Source organism: Bacillus nakamurai (genome assembly GCF_001584325.1).
In the GTDB taxonomy this organism is placed as follows: domain Bacteria; phylum Bacillota; class Bacilli; order Bacillales; family Bacillaceae; genus Bacillus; species Bacillus nakamurai.
In genome coordinates, this window is record NZ_LSAZ01000045.1 from 1 (window position 1) to 20,839 (window position 20,839).

A 20,839-nucleotide genomic window follows, 5' to 3' on the forward strand; every position below is an offset into this window, starting at 1 on the left:
TCTATGGGGTCAGTCCCGTTAGAGCCGGGTTTTCTTTTGCCGCCCGGCTTTAGTTCGTATCTTTTTATTGCCGTTTTTGGTATGATAGAAGAAAAATCGGAGTTTTGCATATGTCAGTATTTATCCTTTTTTATCTGTGGATTGTGCCGATTGTCATTGGCATTTTCTGTTCTCTTATTGCATATCGGACAACGGGAAAGAAACGGCTGATCCCCGGCTTTGTGATGATCGCTTTGAGCATCGTTTCCTTGATAACGGGGCTTACGCTCGGCGACGTGAACTATCACATTTTCATCGGCGGCATGTTTTTATTCGGTACGTTATTGGTTGGCTCTGCTTTCCCGTTCTTCTTTGGTTCTTCGCGAAAACAAAAATAAACAGGCTTTCACGCCTGTTTATTTTTTATTTATACAATTTTATGAGAAACATATGTCTTTCTAAAACAGCCGTTTCAAGCTTTTCTTGAGTGACGGCATTTCGAGTTTTTGGTTTTCGAAGAAATTTTTCAGCATGTACTTGCTGAAGCCCTTCGCCTGGCCGTAAGTGATTTTTTCCCGGAAGCGGCGGCTCGTCGCCGATGACGGCATCGATGACGACCGGTTCGTTTGAGTTGAGCGCTTCATGGAAGGCAGGAGCAAGCTCTTCATGTTTTGTCACTTTGATGCCTTTCGCCCCGCAGCTTTTTGCAAATGCGGCGTAGTCCACGTTTTGCAATGTTGTGACGTAGTCGATGTTGCCTTTGACCTGCTGTTCATATTCAATCATGCCTAAATTTTCATTATTTAAGATGACGACTGTGATCGGCAGTTTATATTTAACGGCGGTCGGGAGGTCCTGCATGACCATTGAAAATCCGCCGTCTCCGCAAATGGCTATGGATTGCCGGTTCGGCTCGGCAAGGCTTGCGGCAATGGCTCCCGGAAGACCGCAGCCCATCGTAGCCAGCCAGCTTGATACAATAAAGTCCTGCTTGGCCATTTTGAAATGGCGCGCCATCCATACAGTCACCGTTCCGACATCCACGGAAAGCACGGCATCTTCTGCCGCGGCATCTTGCAGACGGGCAATGACCTGCTGCGGCTTGAGCGGATGAGTCGCTTCCGTTTCGTCCTTTTCAATTTCCTTCCACCAATGCTGCATGTGCTCCGTGCAGGCGTTCAAAAATCTTCTGTCTTCTTTATATTCGATATACTTCGTCAGCTCTCTCAGGCCGAGAGCCGCATCGCTGACAATCCCCGCGTTGACGGGATAGCGTTTGCCGATTTTCGCCGGATCTGAATCAAGCTGAATCGCCGGCGTATCTTCAGGCAGATAATCCCGGTACGGGAACGATGTCCCGAGCATAATCAGCAGATCGCATTCCTCCATGGCCTCATAGGCAGGTTTTGTGCCGATTTGTCCGAGATTCCCGAGAAAATGCGGATGGCTGTCAGGCACGACACCTTTTGCCGGAAGAGTAATGACGATCGGGGCCGCCGCTTTGCCGGCGAACGCAAGCAGCTCCTCTTTTGCTGATTTTAACCCTTGACCTGCGAGAATGACCGGTTTTTTTGCGTTGTTAATATATTGCGCGCAGGTAACAAGATGTTCTTTTTTAGGCTCGATGTCTGCTTTGAGATAAATAGGTGATGTGTACACCGGCTCCCGTTTGATTTTTTCCGCAAATAAATCATCCGATACGGTTAAGACGGCAACGCCTTTTTTGCTGTATGCCGTACGGATCGCCTGATTCAGAAGATCGGGCAGCGCTTCTGCCGTATGTACCTGCTGGTTAAATACCGCCACGTCCTCAAACATTTGCTCTAATTTGATCTCCTGAAAGCTGTCACGGCCGATTTCATTAGAAGCGACCTGTCCCGCAATCGCCAGGACCGGAACACCGTCCGCTTTGGCGTCATATAATCCGTTCAGTAAATGAACGGCGCCAGGCCCCGCGATAGAAAGGCAGACACCGATATTTCCGGTCAGCTTCGCCTCAGCCGCTGCAGCCAGGGCAGCGACTTCCTCATGCCGGGTTTGGATGAATGTCAGGTTGTTTCTTTCATGTCTCAGTTCTTCGATAAATTCATTAATGCTGTCTCCGGGAATGCCGTATATGTGATCGACTCCCCATTGTTCAAGCAGCTCTGTCATTACGTGTCCTGCTGTTTTACTTGGCATACTGCATCCTCCTTTTACCTGTATAATGCCCTTTCTGAAACAGGTTGAAACACGAGAGCTATATGCCTGACTTTTTTCTCAGCAGATCAAGTATGGATAACAGATTTCGGTCTTTAAGCGTTACCTTGATATCCGCCGCTCCATTAAGCCCGTCTTTCACTTGCCGTTTTCTGTTAGGCACCATGAACAGCGGCAGCCGGTTTGGGCGGAACCAGCGTAAATCGGCGGCTTCCGGCCCGTTCATCAGCGGGGTTCCGATGAATACGTGCTGTATATCATGAAATGCCGGTCTTTCATACTCACCGGCTTTCCGCAGGATGGCAATGGTATATCCGGTTTCTTCATAGGCCTCCCTGACGGCGGCGGTTTCGGGTGTTTCTCCTTCTGTAATCCCTCCGCCAGGCAGATCCCATAAAGGCAGGTCTTTCCGTTTCACGAGCAATATGTCCCGCCCGTCATTTTTACAAAAAAAGACCGCGGCACTCGGCCGGCGGTCTCTTTTTTTATTTCTTAAAATGATACGGCAGGGTGGCAACGATAATGTCCTTTTTCCAGAACAGCCGGACGCGTAGCAAAAAGGCTGATTGGTTATGAAGGATGGTCTGCCAGCGTTTTTTCGTAATGAATTGCGGAAACAGCACCATGACGGAAAACTGCTCCTTCCTCGCTTTCGCTTCCACTGTTTCCAGAAATTTATCAAACGGATGGATGAGGCTGCGGTATGAGGAATGAAGCGTCACGAGACGGACGCCGTTATCAAGCTCCTCCCAGCGCTTTTCCACTTTCTTTTCATTTTCTTTGTCAAAGGACACATGAACGGCAATGACCTGATCTGATAATGATTTTGCGTATTGAATCGATTTCTGGACGACGGTGGTGACCCCGGCAACAGGCACAATGACGACAGTTCCTTTAATATCTTCGGGCGTTGTATCGACGACCCGAAGCTGTTCGCCGACAGCGGTATAATGGTTTTTAATCACAAAAAACAGCATGACGACAGCCGGCATAAATATAAGCACGGGCCAGACAAGATTAAATTTGGTCGCAAATAAAATGCACAGCACCATAAATGAAATCGCGGCGCCGCATGAGTTGATCAACATTTTTCCGGCCCAGCCTTTTGGCTTTTGTTTGATCCATTTAATGCACATTCCCGTCTGTGACAGCGTAAACGGAATGAACACGCCGACGGCATACAGCGGAATTAAATGCTCCGTGCGGCCGCCGAATAACAGAATAAGCAAAATGGACGCGACACCGAGAAAGATAATACCATTTGAAAAGCCTAAACGGTCGCCGCGCACCGTGAACATTCTCGGCATATATTGGTCTCTCGCTAAATTAAAAGCAAGCTGCGGAAAAGCGGAAAAGCCCGTATTTGCCGCAAGCACGAGGATCAGGGACGTAGCGCCTTGAATAATAAAATAAATCGTATGACGGCCAAACGTTTCCGCAGCGATTTGGGAAATGACCGTTTCGTTCGGCTTCGGCCCCGTGCCGTAGCCGAACGCCAGTACCGTAATCCCCGTAAATAAAACGGCCAAAAGGATGCCCATCATTGCTAACGTGCGGGCCGCGTTCTTTGCCGGAGGATTTTTGAAAGCCGGAATCGCATTAGAAATGGCTTCAACCCCGGTAAGCGCCGAACAGCCTGATGAAAAGGCTTTGAGCAGTAAAAACAGCGTGATTCCCGCTACGGGTGTGCCGATCGGCGTATGGTCTGCCGGATGAATCTGGCCCGTTGCCAGCTTAAACAGCCCGGCGCCGATCAGCAGGATGAGCGCCGCCACAAATAAGTAAACGGGATAAGCCAAAATGGACGCCGATTCTGACAGCCCTCTCAAGTTTAAAATCATGATCAGAACGACCAGGATGACGGCAATGAGCAGATGGTACGGATGCAAAGCCGGAAACGCTGAAGTGATCGCGTCAGTCCCGGCGGAAATACTCACCGCCACTGTTAAAATATAATCAACAAGCAATGATCCGCCCGCAATCAGCCCCGGTTTTTCGCCGAGATTTTCTTTTGATACGATATATGCTCCTCCGCCTTGCGGATAAGCGTAAATGATTTGTCTGTATGACAGGATCAAAGCTAGCAGCAAAATGAGAACCCCTGCGGCAATCGGAATAGAATACCAAAACGCGGCCGTGCTTACCGTGGCCAAGATGATAAGAATCTGTTCTGTTCCGTATGCAACAGATGACAGCGCGTCTGATGAGAGCATCGCCAGCGCCTTCAGTTTCGTCAGCTTCTGCTCTCCCGCTGCCTGTGATTTTAATGGTTTCCCAATCAAAAATCTTTTGATTGAATGGTACATTTCTTGTCTTCCCCTTTTTTTCATTTTCCGTTTGATTTCAAATCCCTTACTGCTATCATGTCTCCTTATGCTGATTACATGCTAAATTTCAGCACAGCAAAAAAACACAGAGGCAAACGGATGCCCCTGCGCCCTAAACGTGCACAGGTTTCATTCATCTCCTCTCATAAACGCTTACGAGGTTAGCTGACGGATTCGGGCTGATGAGAGTTGGCCCTACCTACAAAGGATTCACCCCAAGCGGCTTGATGCGCCGCAAAAATTGGTTCCCCCGCTCTGATTTCAGATTAAGCGATATAGATTATAAAAGAGATCATACTCCCGTATCACCGGGTTGTAAAGAGGCTTTTATGCCGATTTAAAAATAAAAAAACTCCCGCCAAAAATGGAAATAAAAATACAAATAAAAGAGGCTGTCATCAGCCTCTTTTATAGCAGTTAATCTTCATTTTTTTCACTATCTGTTTTTCTCTTTTTCCTTCTTGCCGTATACCAGATCAATACAGCCGCAATGATGATAAGCGCGGCAAAAAGGACAATATACATGACGTTCACGTTTGAAGCCGTACTGCTGGCATCAGCTGATTGGCTGCTGCTGTCAGACTTAATCTGCTGATGGTTCGAAAACAGCTGATGGCTGCTCGTTTCGTTAATAACCGTCGCGGCTTCACTCCTGCTTTCTAAAAAGCTGATCAGTTCTTTTGTGACGGACGTGCCGCTGCCTGATAAAGGAGCGAAAACTGCGATACTGTAATCTGCGTCCCACGGCGATTTTTGTGTGAATGCGATTTGTTTTGTCGTTTCGTTCAGCATCTGGAATTCCGATACATTGTACGTCCTGTTTCGATCTGACGGCACGATAAGTTCAGATGCTTTTGCCTTCAGCAGCGGAAATTGCTGTAAACCGCCGATAAACAGGACATTGCGCCCCTTGGCGTCCGCTTCCTTCATCTCTGATGCTGTCTTCACGGTAAATGACTGCTGAGCGCTGTTTCCGAATGAATCAGTCAATAGAGAGAGCTCTTCAAGCTTCTGCATGCTCACGCTGTCCGGGATGGCGATGACCGTTTTTTCCTTTTGGTTACCTGCAAACGGAAGCGGCCAATGCTCAAAATCCGCTTTCTGCGCTGTATCGCTTACAGGATAAGACAGCGTGCTGCTTTTATCAATATAGACCCATTTATTTTCATCATGGTCAATACACGGATTATTGTCTTTGAAGCCGGATGTGACAAACTGTAAATCAATGTACCTGCTGCTTTGCAATAGCTTCGGATCTACCGGAAGTGAGACGTGATAAAAGCCGTCTTTATCCTTATTTCCGAGGTCAAGAAGACGGACCGCATTCGGCTGCCCGTTAATCATGACGTTGAGCTCGGCCTTTTCTGAGCCGGAATCATCCACCTTCGTTTGAATGGCTTCTGACGTCTTCAGTTTCAGAGACAATTTTGCCTTCCCGTCTTTATCAACAACCGCCAGCGCAGGGTAAAAGAAGTGCTCTGACGACGTTTTGTTTGAACCGACGGTTACATCGCCCGCCCCAAAGTCTTCTAATGTCAATTGATTGCTCGCCTTCTCAGCAGCCGGCTGAAACCGGTCAATCATCAATGTGTCTCCGCTCAGCTGGCCTGTATACGCTTTGTCTGTGATGACGCTGATCTTATCTGCCAGCGTTTCATCCGATTTTGCGGTGACAAAAAGGACGGGCTGGCGCTTATCCTTAGCGGTCAGCACCCGTTCAGCGAGAAGGAGCTTGTTTTCTTCAGCTTCGATGTTTCCTTGTTTGAAAAGCTCTTTTATGCTGCCTCTCCAATGATTGTCGGCGCCGATCACAATCGAAGGGTTATCGATTTTCGCGGCGTCGGATTCTTTTACATATGACACCTTCAGCTTGCTGTCAGCCGTTTTCAAAAAGCCTTCTGTTTTTACTGCGGCTTCAATCTCTGCTGAGCTCGGTTTGTCTGGAATGATAATGTCAGTCTCTTCACCCGTATTGCCTGATTGAGCAAACGGATACGGAAAATGACTGAGATCCGCTCCCTTTGACTTGCTTGTTTCAGAAAGCAGCAGCCGGCTGTCCGGATAAATTTTAATCCAGTTTCCGGACGTATCCTGTCTGACGCAGACTCCCTCTTTTAACACGCCGTAGAAGTTCAATGAGACATTGTGATAGCCCTGGGCGGATTGGCTTTTGCTGAGATTGAGCTTCACTGCCTTCCGCTTGGCGTCACCGTCAAGCTTTATGGATTTGACAGGTTCATGATCTATAGCAATGGTTAAAGAAGATGGAGAAATTAATAAGTTTGACGCCTCGTAATCAATCACCAGTGACTGAGTGGCATCGGAAGCGCCTGCCGGAATCTGATAGGTCAGCTGCGAGCTGTCTTTAGCTCCGTACAGCGTGATCAGATCACTCGTCAGCGCCTGCTGCTTATCTTTAGCGCTGATGCTTTTTCCGAGAAAGGAACCGTCCGTTTTCAGCTCTTGTGCTGCGGCCGGCTCCCCGTTCAGCGCCAGCAGCAAAAGGCATGTTATCAATATGATCGCTTTTTTCAAAAAGGTCACCCGCTTTTATTTTGATTGTATCGCTCCGTTTTGTACCACTTGACTTCCTGCTTGAATAACCGGTGCTTGATCTCTGTGAACAACGAGTAGATGACGAGCACGATCCAAGCCTGAGAGTAAGTAAAGTACATCAGAAACACGATAAAGAAGTTTTGTTTGTTCATTTCTGTTTTTTCGATGCTTAATGTGATCATGACCTCGGTCATAAACAGGAAAAAGGCCAATATCCACAAAATCATCGCCAAAAATCCGACTGACAGATGCAGATCATAAAAAAGATTGATGACAAAGATCGTGTTTGACATTATGACGCCGAAGAAAAACAGAAAGTACGTAAAAAAGAAATAAAATAAATCAAAGATAATCCGTTTGCGTTTCAGCTTAAAAAATTGGGATAAAAACTTGAGGACGACGTATTGGTTGCCGCGCGCCCACCTTGTCCGCTGGCGCCACCAGACCTTCCACGTCTCAGGCTCCTGCTCCCACGTCACCGCCGCCGGGAAAAAGCGGATATGATAGCCGAGATTATAGACGCGGATGGTCAGCTCGGTATCCTCCGCCAGCGCCTTCTCATCCCAGCCGCCGAGCTGTTCAATAATGCTTCTGCGAATGGCGAAGTTTGTTCCCGGGATGGTGGCAATTTTGAACCACTTCCACCTGCCGCCCTGCGCCATCCATTGAAAACAGATCGTTTCAATGTTGATAAATTTCGTCAGCAGCGTTTTTGCCGCGTTGATGACACGGAATTTCCCGACGACGGCCCCCGCCTTCTCGTCATTCATCAGACCGAGAACCAAGTAATAGACCGCCATTTTTTCAGGGGTATTGTCCGCATCATACACACAGATGACGTCGCCATTCGCTTCGGCAAAACCTGAATTCAGCGCCGAGGATTTGCCTTTTCCGGCGTGCGGCGGCTTTGTGATGACCATTTTAATGAAGTCATATTGCCTGGAAAATTCGCTGACAATCTCCCCTGTCCGGTCGGATGAGTTATCATTGACGACGATAATTTCCAGCCGGTCTTTCGGATAATACAGATTCACCATCGCCTTCAGCGTCTGCCTGATGACGACCTCCTCATTATGCGCCGGAATAAGAACGCTGACCTTCGGAAGCTCCCCCATATTCCCGCGCCATGCCGGAATGTTCCGCTCGAAGGTCATATAATGCCTGAAACCGCCCTGCATCAGAAACATGTGATAGAGAAGCATCACCCATATTAGGCTTAGTGAGATAAAAAACAGAATGTTACTCAAGGCTTCTTCTCTCCTTAAAGATTCGTTTTTTTAATGTGGCGCGCAAATAAAGGGTATAGCCGGCAAACATAATGACGAACAAAAACACCACGCCGGAGAGAATCCACAGCGCTTTTTCCAGCGGCGTCTGCTGATGATGCTCAAAAAAAGCCCGCACAGGATGAATCTTGTTTTGCACGTGAATGGTTCCGTCCCCGTTCGTTTTGATCTCAACGCTGTCAGACGTTACCGTTTGCTTTGTTCTTTTTAAATCGAGCCATTCGCCATTGGGAATACGTTCCATTTGATCGATGAGCTCAGGCAAGTATTTCATGCCGAGGTACGGGTGATAAAACCCTCCCGCAACTCCGCCTTCAAAGTCAATCATTTGTGAGATTTTATTTTCCATATCTCCGAAGGGATTTTTTTTCGACGCGTTTACAAAACCGATCGTTTCAGGATAAAGCGTCATCCCGTGCAGCATTTCCGGCTTCGAGACAAAAGGCGGCGCGCCCGAGGTTTTCCATGTTGTGGCGCTGAGCTGCACTTGGCCGAATATGCTTGAGAAATAGGAGGACGCGATGCTGTAGCCTTCTTCGGACATTGTGTAATGCGGGGCTTCGAATGATAACGGATAAAGGCCGAGCTCCGTTAAATCGTCAATCGCCTGTTCAAGCTTCGTCCTCGTATAGATGTCTTCTTTTTTCCGGAAAGGCTCGGCGTACGTTTGGTAAGCTTTTTCATTCGGAAAGTCCTGCTCCTTTTCGAGCTTCACGGGTGTATCATCCGCATTTTCCGAGGTGATCGGCTGATCCGCCTTGGCATCCCAAAATTCAAAGCCTTCCCCCGTTTCGCTGTAGCGGTATGCATGTGTATATCCGTGAATAATGATGCTGCCGCCCATTTTTTGCAGTTTCTTCAAAACGTTTACCATTTTCGGCTTATCAGACAGGTATACCTTTTCTCCGTTTTCCGGATTCAAATATACCGGAATAACGGCCATGATAAACGGGATGTTTCTTTTATGCAGATAGGCGCCCGCTTGGTAAAGCAATTTTTCATCTGACATCGGGCTGATGTCTTCAAGCCGCAAATAGAGAAGCGTGCTCCCCGGTGATTCTCCAAACACTTTTCTCAGCTCTTTTGCCGTAAGGAGAGAATCGTTTAATAGATTCGTAAAGCCGAAGTAATAGTTTGAGCTGTCCGTTTTCCACATGAAAGGGTGCGTTTTGCCGTCATTGGATCGGTACGTATAGAGGGCTTTTCCCTTCACTCCAGATACGCCGAACACATCCGCCCCTTTTTCCAGTGAGAGGTCTGTTTTTTCCTCATTGCTGTAAATGCGATATACATTTTGTTTTTCTGTTAACGATAAGCCCGCAAATTGGCGGAACTGTTCCGCATTGTAACCGATGCTGACAAGCTGCTGCGGCATGCCGCTGATGAGAGAAATAAACTGCCGGCTCAGCTTTTTTTTCGTTTCTCCGTAATAAATGACGCGGCCTTTTCCTTTGAGATCGGCGGCTGTGACGTCATGATCGCTCTTAACGGTGACCGAAGAGGAGAAATGGCCGGCGAGCAAATCAAGCATTTTGCCATTAACGGTTTCTTTGCCGTCCAAGCTTGTATAGGTGATGAGAATCCCGTCATCCCTGTTTTTTGCTTCCGCCGGGCGGGGCATATATGCCGCCGCGAACATAAGCAGCGCCGCCAAAAAGAGACGTATCCATTTATAATTCATTCATCATCATCTCGTTTTCCAGTTCATTTAAAAATTGCTCCGCCGTTTTCAAATCCTTTCGGTACGGCAGATAGCATACGCGGAAGGTGATGGAAACGTATTTTCCGTTTTGAAGCTGGTACGTATCCAGTTCCTTTTTCAGCTTCGCCAGAACGGCAGGCATGTTTTCTTCCGGTGTATGGGTCAGCACGATTCCGAACCGTTCGTCAGACGGCCGGAACTTTTTGTCCGTTTCCCGTACGCTTGATCTGATTTGACGGCTGATAAACGCCAGCAGGCGGTCGGTTTCTTTTTCTCCGTAGAGAGATTTAAATTCTTTGAAATAATGCATGTGCAAAAGCAGAAAGACGAAGGAATTGCCGTAACGCTCCGCCCGCTTCATTTCTTCAGAAAGCTCCAGTTTCATTCGCTTCTGGTTGTCAAAACCCGTGACTCTGTCTACCGCTACAAAGCTTGTAATCTCTTCCCGCAGCCGCTTCACTGAGCGCTGCAGACCTTTCGCCAAGTCATGAATTCTGCCCGACATATAGGAAAACAGCAAAAGCGCTGCACCCCAAATGACAAGCATCTGAAGTCCTTCAGCCGGAGCAGACGGCACAATGCTGCCGGTTTGTAACCAAAGGAGCAGACTGCCGAGCACAAATAAAATGATCAAGGTGATGACGAGCGCATAGATCGTCCCAAACCATATTCCGGCTCCGATCACAACCAATGTAATCCCTGTAATGAGGAGCCCTTCCGATTGCTGCTGCGGCACATAATAAATAAAAAAGGCCAGTGCCGCTATCAAAACAGCTATATAACTGCACAGTTTTTGTGATTCATTGAATGATATTTTCATTAAACAATTTCCTTTCAGCCAAAAGCGGCAGCAGATTATCAAAAGAGTGCGTATCGCCGCCGCTCATATATCCTCCATAATCAGGTTTCAGCGGGTCCAGCGTTTCAAATGATGTCATTCTTTCATAAAACGATTTGATGACAGCCGGGTCTTCTTTTTGCTCTAATAAGAAAAGAACGGCCAAAGCATACACCGACGGAGATTCGTATGGAACGGACGGCTCTTTCGTTTCCGCGCTGTACCGTCCGTACAGCTTTCCGTTTGACTTGAATTCCTGTGTGATCCATTTTGACAAGACGGCGGCCTTGTCATCGCCCTGTTTTAGGTTCACGGCGGCGTACAGCTGGTCGATGACATTCACTTCGCTGTCGTATTTGTATTGCTTTGTTTCGGTATTGTACGATTTCGGCAGAAAACCATTTTGCAGAGGCGCAAGATAGAGAACGTCCAAGTTCTGTTCTTCCGTTTTTTCATCAATGATTCCCTTTTCCTTTAGAAACTGTAACGCCTCCGGATGTACATATGATAACGTCACGGCCTTTGAAGCCGAGCCGGAAGCGGCATCATAATAATCCGTAAAATATCCGCCGTTCGTATTGTATTTTTTCAGTGCTGCTCCGATTTTCCGGGCCGTTTGACCGTATTCGCTGTTTCCCCATAGAGATGCGGCATGGTTCAGACTTACCATAATTCTGAAATCATCGATTAAAGCATTCGTGCCGCTGGCTTTATTTTGCTCAATCTTCCACGCCACGAGCCCGTTTTTGGTGAGAAACGAATCAATTAACAGCCGATAGTGGGCTTGAAAATGCTCTTCATCCTTCCTGCCGAGCAAAAATTCCATCCATAATCCTAGTGATTCAGATAAATACAACGGGTCACCGGATACATTCGTCTTTATCATCCCCTCGCCGTTCATCAGCTTATGATAGATAAAGTGCTCTGTCGGCTGGAGCGGTCCTGACGGTTCAAGAGCCGTCTGTTTATATGTGCCGGCCTCTGCACAGCCCGCCGTCACCCCAATAGAAATGAAAAGTAAAATGACACACAAACCGAATTGTTTCACAGCCAATCCCCCTATTTCCGATCACCTTTTTTATACCAAATTCTCATTTTTTCACAAAGTATTTCTACTATATAAGAAACGTTCCCACATTACTAGCATTTTTTTATATTGAAAAAAATGGGATGCACTTTAAAAAATGAAAGGGCTGCCAGGAAAAAAACACAGCAAAAAGCAGCATTTATCAAAATGCTGCCTTCCCCTTGCTTTATTTATCTAATCCCAGTTTTTTCAGCTGTTCTGCCAGCGCGTTGTTAATCGGTTCATCATTGTTTTGTTTTTTCATATAAGATGAAACGTCTCGCTTTGAGGCGCGTCCGGTCTTATCTTTCGCTTTACGCTTTTCGAAGACGGACAGTTTTTCGCGATGGCCGCATACACACGCGAAGGTTTGGCCTTCGCCCTGGCCGCGCAGCTCCATTTTTTTATGGCAGTTCGGGCAGCGGGCGTTCGTTTTTCTGGCCAGCGTTTTCCGGCTGCCACATTCCCGGTCTTGGCACACGAGCATCGTGCCGCGTTTGCCGTTGACCTTCAGCATCATTTTGCCGCATTCAGGGCAGGCGGTTCCGGAAATGTTATCATGCCTGAAGGTTTGGCTGCTGTTTTTGATTTCTCTCACCGTTTTACCCGCGTACGATTTCATGTCTTTAATAAAGACGGCTGATTTCAGTTTGCCCGCTGCGATGGCGGAGAGCTTTTGCTCCCATTCGGCAGTCAAGGCCGGTGATTTCAAATCTTCAGGAACGAGCTGTAAGAGCTGCTTTCCTTTTGACGTGATGAAAATATCTTTTTCTTTTTTCTCTATTAAAAAGCTGTTGAACAGTTTTTCAATAATATCGGCGCGTGTGGCGACCGTGCCGAGCCCGCCGGTTTCGCCCAGCGTTTTGACAAGATTTTTCTCTTCTCCCTGCATAAAAGCGCTTGGGTTTTCCATCGCGGATAACAGCGTTCCTTCATTAAAACGCGCAGGCGGTTTCGTCTGTCCGCTCGTTTCTTTCAGCGACGTGACAGAAAGGCGCTGGCCCTGCTGAAGAGCCGGAAGCGTCTGGTCCTTGTCGTCCTCATGGTCATCGTCATCCTCATACATATCATAGACGGCTTTCCAGCCCGCAGATTGAACGGTTTTGCCTTTTGCAGTAAACGTTTCTCCGCCGATTTCGGCAATCACCTTTGTTTCTTCATATTCAAACGCCGGCATTAAGACGGCGAGAAAACGCTTGGCAATCAGATCGTAAAGCTTGCGTTCCTTATCGCTGAGGCTTGAGAGGATAAGCGGTTCCTCTGTCGGAATGATGGCATGGTGATCCGATACCTTGGCATCATTGACGTATCCTTTATGCGCTTTAACGCCGCGTTTTAAAATTTGATTGACGTACTGGGCGTAAGGTTTGACCTCCATGCCGTTCAAACGGTCCTTTAATGTCGGCACGATGTCTGCGGAAAGAAATCTGGAATCCGTCCGCGGGTATGTGACCAGCTTATGCTGTTCATACAGCTTTTGCAGCACGGACAGCGTTTCTTTCGCGGAAAAGCCGAAGCGTTTGTGAGCGTCGCGCTGTAATTCAGTCAAATCGTAAAGACCAGGGGCGAAGCTTTTTTTCGCTGTTTTTTTCAATTCTGAAATGACTGCCTGTTTTCCTTGAAGCTCTTTTGCCAAACGGCTTGTCATCGCTTGGTCGAATGTTCTTGTCTGCTTCGTTTTCTTATCCTGCCACGTCAGCGTCATATGATCGGCTGCCGCGCGAAGCCCGTAATATGGAACGGGCGTAAACGCTTGAATATCCGCTTCCCGTTTCGCGATCATGGCCAGTGTCGGCGTCTGAACACGTCCGCATGACAGCTGCGCGTTAAATTTTGTCGTCAGCGCGCGGGTCGCATTGATTCCGACGATCCAATCCGCTTCCGCTCTGGCGACGGCGGAATGGTACAGGTTTTCGTATTCTTTGCCGCTGCGGAGCTTTTGAAACCCTTCTTTGATTGCTTTGTCAGTAACCGAGGAAATCCACAGGCGTTTGATCGGTTTATGGACATGCGCCTTTTCGATAATCCAGCGGGCGACAAGCTCCCCTTCCCTTCCTGCATCTGTCGCGATAACGATCTGGCTTACGTCTTTTCGGGTAAGCTGGGCTTTGACCGCATTGAACTGCTTCCCTGTTTTTTTAATGACGACAAGTTTTAACGGTTCCGGGATGATCGGCAGATCCTCAAGCCGCCAAGATTGAAACTCTTTGCCGTATCCTTCAGGGTCAGCGAGCGTCACCAAATGACCGAGCGCCCATGTGACGATGTACCGGTCGCCTTCTAAGTATCCGTTTCCTTTTTTATGGCACTTCAGTACGCGGGCCAAGTCCCGTCCGACTGAAGGTTTTTCAGCTAATACAACTGTTTTTGACATGCTTTTCACTTCTCTTTCTTTCACACTCATCCTGTTATTATAACAGACTTCCTCATGCTCTCTCTAATCGAGGACGTTTTTCGTGTCAATTTCTGAGAAAATGACATGGGTGACGGTTTGGGCATACGGAGAGGTGCGGTTGATAAATTGTTCAATCGCTTCCAGACTGTCCGCATTGATTTTCAGCATATAACACGCCGCTCCGGCAACACGGAAGCAAAATTCGATATTGGGGATGGATTGAATATAGGTTTTAAACTGATCATATTTTCCGTTTTTCACTGTCGCTTCTACAATGCAGGACACGGGAAGCCCGATTTTCTTTTGATCAATTTCCAATGTATATCGTTTAATGACGCCGAAGGATTCAAGCTGCCTGACGCGCTCGGTCACGGACGGCGCTGACAGCTTAATCTTTCTGCCAAGCTCTCTCATGGACAGACGGCTGTCTCTTTGGAGCTCCTTAATAATGCTCAGATCAATATTATCTAGTTTCATGAGCGTAATCCTTCCTTACCCTTTTGGCTTTATTATCAGGAGAAATAAGTAAAATGACAAGAGCAGCCGCTTGAAATATGAAGGTTTTGCGAAAATGATGGCGAAACCGTCATATTTGGACGGCCCATCGCTTATAGTATAGAGAAATAGATGACCGTAAGGAGGTTGTTTTATGCTTCACACGCCAATCGGCAGGCTTCGCACGATGGGATTTATTGAAGGCATGTCGCTTTTAGTGCTTTTGTTTATTGCGATGCCGCTCAAATATTGGGCTCATCATCCGCTCGCCGTCACCATTGTCGGCTCCATTCATGGGGGATTGTTTATTATATATTTGGCTGTACTGGCTTATGCGGCGTTTTCTGTCAAATGGCCGTTCAAATGGTCAGCCGCAGGGTTTATCGCGGCTTTCATTCCGTTCGGCAACTTTTTTTATGACCGCGGCCTAAGAAACTATAAATAAAAAAGCTCCTCTTTTCATAGAGGAGCTTTTTTGCGTCCGTTACATCCATTGTGTCACCCAGGCAATATAATAAGCGCCGGGAATAAAGACGAGCTGGGCGAGAAGCGTGCCCGCCACCCTTGATGTCACCATCGTCAAGGATGTCCACTTTAAATGGACATAGCTTCGTTTGCCCTTCGCCACATCATCGGCGAGGACGGATACTTTCGGATCAACAAACACGGCCAAAAGCATGGTCGCAATCCCATTGACTAAGCCGGATGCCATGACGGCCGTCGTGCTGTGCTCCGGCGCCAGAAGGCCGGCATACAGCGCAGACAGAACCCCGATCGTGTAAATCGAGGTAATGACCATATTAATGACAAACAGGCGTTTCGGGATCATCCGGAATTGAAGGCCTTTTAAATAGGAAACAGACGGCAGTCTGATATAGGAACGGGCATGCTTCAGCCCATTCAGCGATAAGCCTTTTTTGAATACCTGCATCACGGACCCGCCGCCGTCCGCCAAGTGAATAATCGCCCGTGAAAATAAGGCGACGAATGTCGGCAGCAGGCAGATGCCGAGCATCGTTCCGACGGTTGAACCGAATATTAAAAACCGAAACTGCGCACTTACGACAGACAGCGCATTTGTCCCTGCGGCATCAACTAAATGTCCGGTAAATGGCTGCTGCACCATGTTTGACATGCGCGATACGATTACCATGACATTAAATAAGGACAGAGCGGATGCGATGAACCCGACTCTTGCGCCAGAAAGCCTTGTGGCGTAAGCAAGCGTTTCAATAGAGTGAATTAACAGCAGAAAGCAAAAAATGAACAGTACTTGTGATGTGATAACGTGCAATTTCTTTTTCCTCCAGCTTCTTCATACTGATTAGACTCTCTAAAAGCGGACGAAGTTTCAGGTATGTAAAAATAAAAAACCGCCCGGCTGGCCGGTGCGGTTTGTCTTATTCTTTTCTTAAGCAAATAAAGATTATATTTCCCGCCTTAGCCCGCGGGCAGATTCATGATTAATTGTTCCGACAGAATCATCGTTCGAAAGTAAACACCATGGAATTTCTTGAACACAAGACAACGAAAGCCCTACCTCTCAATCGTCACTGCGGCTCCGAAGCCGCGCCGGTGTGAATTGTAAAACAAAAAGTCTTTTTTCCATCTCTTCGTTAGGGGCGAATGTTCAGAAGGAAAAGAATAAGCTCAGCTTTTTTCAAGCTGTACATTGAAGCTTGAAGCTTCATTATAAACAGAAAAAAGAAGTTTACTTTCTTTTTTATTTGCATGTTTGGTACCTAGCAGTTAATTATAACAGATTGCCCCTGAATGATCAAATCTGTTAAAGCTTCAGCTCAGCCGGCGCTGTTTCGCCAGCGTTCATCAGCTTGATCTGCTGCGGCTCAATTTCAAGAATCACCAGATTCGGATCGTCTTTTCCGTCGAACCAGCGCTCCAATTTTGAACTCCAAAGCTTATCTTTCAATTCCTCTGAATTGTTGAGCTTAGCAGTTCCGGCAACCTCCACATAAGCGTCGCCGAAGCCTTCACAGTCATAGCCTAACAGAATATGGACATTTGGGTTGTTTTCAATTTCTTCTGCTTTATGTGTTTCCTTGCTTGTCGGCGTGTAAATGGTTAAGCCGTCATGGAATAATGTCATATAACGGGAATGCGGATTACCTTGTTCTACGGTAGCAAGCGAACCGATTTTATGATGATCCAGCACTTCCAGCACTTTTTGTTTGATTTCATCCTGATTCATGAAGAATCACTCCTTTTTAACGTCTCCGCTTTTACTTTTCCACAACGGGGAGACAATTAAACCAAGAAGTGTGCTCTTCTTATTTATCCGTATTCCACTCCCGCCTCAGCATGCTGTAGTTGACTGAATCATGATATCTGCCTTGCGCAAAAATGCCTTCTCTCGTCAAGCCCTCCCTCTGAAACCCAAGACGTTCCGGGATGGCTCGGCTTTTCGCGTTTTTCTCAGCTGCACAGATCATGATGCGGTTCAGCCCGAGATCATAAAAAGCATGGGCGATGACAGCTCGGCAGCAGGCGGTGATCATACCTCTTCCTTCATAACTCCGATCAAGCCAATAGCCGATTTCCGCCTTGTGGTTGACTGTATCCAAATTGTGCACACTGATCATGCCGCAAAAATGGCCATTTAAAAAGATACCTGCATCAAAGCCTTTTTGTTCTGCATATTTATAACGCCATTCCGGTATAAGCACATTGCGGTACGTGTCGATATCAGCCAGCTCTTCAGCCCAGCTGAGCCATTCGCTGAGATGTTTTTGGTTCCGCTTAATCACCGTGTATAATTCGTCCGTATCTTCGTGAGTGAGCAGTCTGATGGTGAGATTCTCATCTATTTGATAAGAAAACACAGCCGCACCTTCTTTCCTTTATTAGCCATTATACTTGTTATTTCATTTTTTTCCACAAAAAAGATGGGGCTTTATAAGCCCCATCCTTAAATTCGCGGATCGGTAAATATATCATGGTCATCCGTGCTTGTTGAAGACATTTCGGTGACGACCGCTCCTTCTTTTCCCGCTTGGAACCAATGTTTCGTGTCTGGAGGGATGGTGTATTGTCCGCCTGGCTCCAGTACAATCTCATGCCAGACGGTGTAATATTCCTGATCTTCTTCGGGCGGGAGAACTTTCGGATGTTCCGTCTTTTCTCCTTCCACATAAAGATACACCTTCCCCCATCGGCAGCGGAATGTTTCTTGTTTTCCCTTTTCGCCGTTAATGGGCGGATGGAGGTGTTCCGGGCACGTCTGGCCCGGAAACAGCACCAATTCTTTAGAACAGTACCGGTCAGTATTGACGTAAATAAACAGCTGAAGCCCCGTTTCTTGAAGCTTGCCTAATCCGTAATCCATCATCTGAATGTCTTCGATTTCATCATCGGTCAGCACGATTCCCGCTTTTTGAAAGTATGCATTAACGTCACGTCTTGAAGTTCCCATACCCTTGCCCCCTTATGTGGTTACAAAGCCGCCGCCGTTGACGTGCAGCGTTTGCCCCGTCATGTAGGAAGATTCATCAGAAGCAAGCAGTACATAGCAGCCGACATGCTCAACAGGCTGGCCGGCGCGTCCCATCGGCGTATCTTGGCCGAAGGAAGCGACTGATTCTCCTGAGAATGTGGACGGAATAAGAGGTGTCCAGATCGGCCCCGGCGCTACGGCGTTGACACGAATTCCGTCTTTGACAAGCGCTTGCGCCATCGATCTCGTAAACCCGTTAATTGCGCCTTTTGTTGCTGTATAGTCAATCAACTGCGGATTGCCTCTGTACGGATTAATTGATGTCGTATTGATAATCGCGCTGCCCGGCTTCATATAATCAATTGCTTTTTTAGTCAAATAAAATTGTGAGTAAAAGTTTGTCTTAAAGGTTCTGTGAAGCTGCTCGCTCGTAATGTCCTTAATGCTTTCTTGCGGGTGCTGTTCTGCGGCATTATTCACGAGAATGTCGAGACGTCCGAATTCGTTCACCGTTTTTTCAACCGCTTCATTGCAAAACTCTTCCTCACCGACGTCGCCGGAGATCAGCAGACACTTCACGCCTTCTTGCTCAACACGTTTTTTTGTATCTTCCGCATCTCCGTGTTCATCAAAATAGACAATGGCGATATTTGCGCCTTCTTTAGCATAAGCCACTGCCACGGCGCGGCCGATGCCGCTGTCTCCGCCGGTGATGAGGGCGGTTTTCCCTTTTAATTTATCTGCGCCTTTATATTCTTTGTACTCATATACAGGTGCCGGAGTCATTTCGCTCTCGATTCCGGGCTGGCGGTTCTGTGTTTCTGCAGGAAATTCTTTCGGATAGTTTCCCATGTCATGTTCCTCCTTTTTGTTCGCTGTCATATTTCTTGTCTACCTCGCACGTTTGCGGATTAAACATGAAAGGACAGTTCGAAAACGTTTTTGGAGAAAAATGTTTCACATGGAACGCATAAAAAAACCCGGCGGGCGGCCGGGTTTTTCTTATGAGCGTACCGCTTGATTGCGCAATACGTCTTTTTTAACTTTGCCGAGGTTGTTTTTCGGCAGTTCACTGACAAACTCGATTTCCGGAATTTTGAAGGCAGCAAGCCGTTCTTGACAGAAACGGGTAACCTCTTCTTCCGTCAGGTCTTTTCTGCCGTTTGTCACGATGAATGCTTTCGGTTTTTCGCCGTAAAGCGGATCAGGGACACCGACTACAGCCGTTTCAAGAATACCCGGCACTTGCTGAATCACCTCTTCGATCTGGTCAGGATAAATATTGTCTCCGCCGTAGATGATAACGTCTTTATAACGTCCGGTGATATAGATAAATCCATCCTCATCCACATAGCCGGAGTCTCCTGTATGGAACCAGCCATCCTTTAGTACTTTTCGTGTCGCTTCTTCGTTGTCTTCGTAGCCTTTGAATAAAAACGGGCTTGTCACGACAACTTCTCCGATTGAGCCTTGAGGCAGAACTTCGCCTGTTTCCGGATCTTCAATCCGAACTTTGACTTCCTCCATCGGTTTGCCTGCAGAGGCTGCTTTATCCATGCCCAATTCCGGATTCCATGAGCTGATGCCCCATGCTTCGGTGCTTCCGTAGCCGTGCATAAGCGGAATGCCGATATCGCGATACTGCTGGATAAGGCTACTCGGCACTTTAGTGCCGCCTGTCAGCATATAAAGAATTGAAGACAAATCAGTTTGGTGCGTTTCCCATGCTTTGAGCAGGTATGTGAAGTAGACAGGCAGCGCCATAATAGTTTGAATTTTTTCTTTTTCGATGAGCTTTAAGTTTTCAACAGGGTCCTGAGTGTCCGTCATGATAAACGTCGTTCCGGTCACCGTACCGACCATCTGACAGATGATCGCGCTTGTATGGTAATTCGGATGACACGCTAAGAAACGAACATGCTGCATCCGTCCGCTCGCCGCCAACATCGCTTTCACGTAGTTATAAATACCGCCGTGGGTGACCATGCAGCGTTTTGGATTGCCTGTTGTACCAGATGTAAACATCAGCAATGCCGTGTCGTTTTCAGACACTGTTTCAACATCAGGCGTTTCACCGGAGCTGGTAAACAAAGCGTCAAATTCAGGCGTTGTTTCCTCAGCGGTTCCCGTCACCACCGTCAGACGCAGCGATGATGTAAGCGCAGGAAGCACCTCTTTCATGACGTCTTCAAATTCTGTGCCGTAAAAAATGGCTTTCGGTTCACAGGCTGATAAGATGCCTTTCATTTCATAAGGCGTTAACTGCCAGCTGACCGGCACAACTGCCGCGCCGACTTCAAGAGCCGCAAACATGATGATAGATGATGCGCGGCCGTTTTTGCAAAGCATCGCCACCCGGTCGCCTTTTTTTATGCCTTTATCAAGAAGCGTTTGTGCAAGCTGGTTGATTCGGTTGCGATATTCTGCGTAATTCAAGGTATGCGCACCGCTTTTTACAGCTTCTATCTCTTCGCTATTTGGAATGTCATGCAGAATCAGATGCTGTAATGTCTTCATATTTTCATCTCCCATAATGATAAATCCC

18 protein-coding genes and 1 riboswitch are annotated in these 20,839 nt (G+C 47.3%); of the genes, 2 read left to right on the top strand and 16 right to left on the bottom strand.

Features of this window, described 5'->3' with window-relative positions:
- The first annotated feature begins 110 nt into the window (after nucleotides 1–110).
- A complete protein-coding gene (locus tag AXI59_RS18455) occupies nucleotides 111–377 on the top strand; it encodes a hypothetical protein (protein WP_061528965.1) in 267 nt (88 codons plus the stop codon).
- A 25-nt stretch (nucleotides 378–402) separates the two neighbouring features.
- On the opposite strand, the gene AXI59_RS18460 is transcribed toward AXI59_RS18455, so the two are convergent.
- The 10 genes from AXI59_RS18460 to AXI59_RS18505 form a co-directional block, all read right to left on the bottom strand.
- Nucleotides 403–2,160: a pyruvate oxidase gene (locus tag AXI59_RS18460; RefSeq protein ID WP_240491532.1), complete on the bottom strand. Its 1,758-nt coding sequence runs from the start codon at nucleotides 2,158–2,160 to the stop codon at nucleotides 403–405.
- A gap of 58 nt (nucleotides 2,161–2,218) precedes the next feature.
- Nucleotides 2,219–2,677, bottom strand: a complete 459-nt coding sequence (locus AXI59_RS18465; RefSeq protein ID WP_061529009.1) for an NUDIX hydrolase — start codon at nucleotides 2,675–2,677, stop codon at nucleotides 2,219–2,221.
- Nucleotides 2,664–4,484: an APC family permease gene (locus tag AXI59_RS18470; protein WP_061528966.1), complete on the bottom strand. Its 1,821-nt coding sequence runs from the start codon at nucleotides 4,482–4,484 to the stop codon at nucleotides 2,664–2,666. Before AXI59_RS18470 ends, AXI59_RS18465 begins: the two co-directional genes overlap by 14 nt.
- A 156-nt stretch (nucleotides 4,485–4,640) precedes the next feature.
- Nucleotides 4,641–4,788: riboswitch (cyclic di-AMP (ydaO/yuaA leader) on the bottom strand.
- A 134-nt stretch (nucleotides 4,789–4,922) separates the two neighbouring features.
- Nucleotides 4,923–7,040 carry a cellulose biosynthesis cyclic di-GMP-binding regulatory protein BcsB gene (locus tag AXI59_RS18475; protein WP_061528967.1) on the bottom strand — a complete coding sequence of 706 codons (2,118 nt, stop codon included), beginning with the start codon at nucleotides 7,038–7,040 and terminating at the stop codon, nucleotides 4,923–4,925.
- 5 nt (nucleotides 7,041–7,045) lie between these two features.
- Nucleotides 7,046–8,308, bottom strand: a complete 1,263-nt coding sequence (locus AXI59_RS18480; protein WP_061528968.1) for a glycosyltransferase family 2 protein — start codon at nucleotides 8,306–8,308, stop codon at nucleotides 7,046–7,048.
- Nucleotides 8,301–10,028, bottom strand: coding sequence for a DUF2334 domain-containing protein (locus tag AXI59_RS18485; RefSeq protein ID WP_061528969.1), 1,728 nt, complete (start codon nucleotides 10,026–10,028; stop codon nucleotides 8,301–8,303). Before AXI59_RS18485 ends, AXI59_RS18480 begins: the two co-directional genes overlap by 8 nt.
- Nucleotides 10,018–10,869, bottom strand: a complete 852-nt coding sequence (locus AXI59_RS18490) for a diguanylate cyclase domain-containing protein (protein ID WP_061528970.1) — start codon at nucleotides 10,867–10,869, stop codon at nucleotides 10,018–10,020. The genes AXI59_RS18485 and AXI59_RS18490 overlap by 11 nt, the downstream gene beginning before the upstream one ends.
- Nucleotides 10,850–11,935 (bottom strand): lipoprotein YdaJ, encoded by a 1,086-nt coding sequence (locus AXI59_RS18495; RefSeq protein WP_061528971.1) that lies wholly within the window; start codon nucleotides 11,933–11,935, stop codon nucleotides 10,850–10,852. The genes AXI59_RS18490 and AXI59_RS18495 overlap by 20 nt, the downstream gene beginning before the upstream one ends.
- Before the next feature lie 205 nt (nucleotides 11,936–12,140).
- On the bottom strand, nucleotides 12,141–14,327 hold the full coding sequence (locus tag AXI59_RS18500; RefSeq protein WP_061529010.1) for a DNA topoisomerase III: 2,187 nt from the start codon (nucleotides 14,325–14,327) through the stop codon (nucleotides 12,141–12,143).
- Between the two features lie 63 nt (nucleotides 14,328–14,390).
- Nucleotides 14,391–14,825, bottom strand: coding sequence for a transcriptional regulator LrpC (locus AXI59_RS18505; protein WP_061528972.1), 435 nt, complete (start codon nucleotides 14,823–14,825; stop codon nucleotides 14,391–14,393).
- Nucleotides 14,826–14,997: 172 nt separating this feature from the next.
- Between AXI59_RS18505 and AXI59_RS18510 the strand changes: the two genes are divergently transcribed.
- The gene (locus AXI59_RS18510; RefSeq protein WP_061522793.1) at nucleotides 14,998–15,288 is read left to right on the top strand and encodes a DUF3817 domain-containing protein; all 291 of its coding nucleotides are present in this window, start codon (nucleotides 14,998–15,000) and stop codon (nucleotides 15,286–15,288) included.
- Between the two features lie 39 nt (nucleotides 15,289–15,327).
- Here AXI59_RS18510 and AXI59_RS18515 read toward each other — a convergent pair whose 3' ends face one another.
- From AXI59_RS18515 to AXI59_RS18540, 6 genes are all read right to left on the bottom strand, one after another.
- Nucleotides 15,328–16,137, bottom strand: a complete 810-nt coding sequence (locus AXI59_RS18515) for a lipid II flippase Amj family protein (protein ID WP_061528973.1) — start codon at nucleotides 16,135–16,137, stop codon at nucleotides 15,328–15,330.
- A gap of 492 nt (nucleotides 16,138–16,629) precedes the next feature.
- Nucleotides 16,630–17,052 (bottom strand): pyridoxamine 5'-phosphate oxidase family protein, encoded by a 423-nt coding sequence (locus AXI59_RS18520; RefSeq protein ID WP_061528974.1) that lies wholly within the window; start codon nucleotides 17,050–17,052, stop codon nucleotides 16,630–16,632.
- Between the two features lie 79 nt (nucleotides 17,053–17,131).
- Nucleotides 17,132–17,683, bottom strand: a complete 552-nt coding sequence (locus tag AXI59_RS18525) for a GNAT family N-acetyltransferase (RefSeq protein ID WP_061528975.1) — start codon at nucleotides 17,681–17,683, stop codon at nucleotides 17,132–17,134.
- Nucleotides 17,684–17,769: 86 nt separating this feature from the next.
- Complete coding sequence (locus AXI59_RS18530; RefSeq protein ID WP_061528976.1) at nucleotides 17,770–18,273, bottom strand: D-lyxose/D-mannose family sugar isomerase; 504 nt, start codon at nucleotides 18,271–18,273, stop codon at nucleotides 17,770–17,772.
- Between the two features lie 12 nt (nucleotides 18,274–18,285).
- Nucleotides 18,286–19,146: an SDR family oxidoreductase gene (locus AXI59_RS18535; protein WP_061528977.1), complete on the bottom strand. Its 861-nt coding sequence runs from the start codon at nucleotides 19,144–19,146 to the stop codon at nucleotides 18,286–18,288.
- Nucleotides 19,147–19,296: 150 nt separating this feature from the next.
- Nucleotides 19,297–20,811: a class I adenylate-forming enzyme family protein gene (locus tag AXI59_RS18540; protein ID WP_061529011.1), complete on the bottom strand. Its 1,515-nt coding sequence runs from the start codon at nucleotides 20,809–20,811 to the stop codon at nucleotides 19,297–19,299.
- Between the last annotated feature and the right edge of the window lie 28 nt (nucleotides 20,812–20,839).

Excerpts from the sequence above, each read along its gene's own strand:
- AXI59_RS18460 (WP_240491532.1), bottom strand. The coding sequence starts at position 2,160 with ATGCCAAGTAAAACAGCAGGACACGTAATGACAGAGCTGCTTGAACAA.
- AXI59_RS18490 (WP_061528970.1), bottom strand. The coding sequence starts at position 10,869 with ATGAAAATATCATTCAATGAATCACAAAAACTGTGCAGTTATATAGCT.
- AXI59_RS18470 (WP_061528966.1), bottom strand. The coding sequence starts at position 4,484 with ATGTACCATTCAATCAAAAGATTTTTGATTGGGAAACCATTAAAATCA.
- AXI59_RS18455 (WP_061528965.1), top strand. The coding sequence starts at position 111 with ATGTCAGTATTTATCCTTTTTTATCTGTGGATTGTGCCGATTGTCATT.
- AXI59_RS18520 (WP_061528974.1), bottom strand. The coding sequence starts at position 17,052 with ATGAATCAGGATGAAATCAAACAAAAAGTGCTGGAAGTGCTGGATCAT.
- AXI59_RS18505 (WP_061528972.1), bottom strand. The coding sequence starts at position 14,825 with ATGAAACTAGATAATATTGATCTGAGCATTATTAAGGAGCTCCAAAGA.
- AXI59_RS18500 (WP_061529010.1), bottom strand. The coding sequence starts at position 14,327 with ATGTCAAAAACAGTTGTATTAGCTGAAAAACCTTCAGTCGGACGGGAC.
- AXI59_RS18535 (WP_061528977.1), bottom strand. The coding sequence starts at position 19,146 with ATGGGAAACTATCCGAAAGAATTTCCTGCAGAAACACAGAACCGCCAG.
- AXI59_RS18485 (WP_061528969.1), bottom strand. The coding sequence starts at position 10,028 with ATGAATTATAAATGGATACGTCTCTTTTTGGCGGCGCTGCTTATGTTC.
- AXI59_RS18510 (WP_061522793.1), top strand. The coding sequence starts at position 14,998 with ATGCTTCACACGCCAATCGGCAGGCTTCGCACGATGGGATTTATTGAA.
- AXI59_RS18530 (WP_061528976.1), bottom strand. The coding sequence starts at position 18,273 with ATGGGAACTTCAAGACGTGACGTTAATGCATACTTTCAAAAAGCGGGA.
- AXI59_RS18540 (WP_061529011.1), bottom strand. The coding sequence starts at position 20,811 with ATGAAGACATTACAGCATCTGATTCTGCATGACATTCCAAATAGCGAA.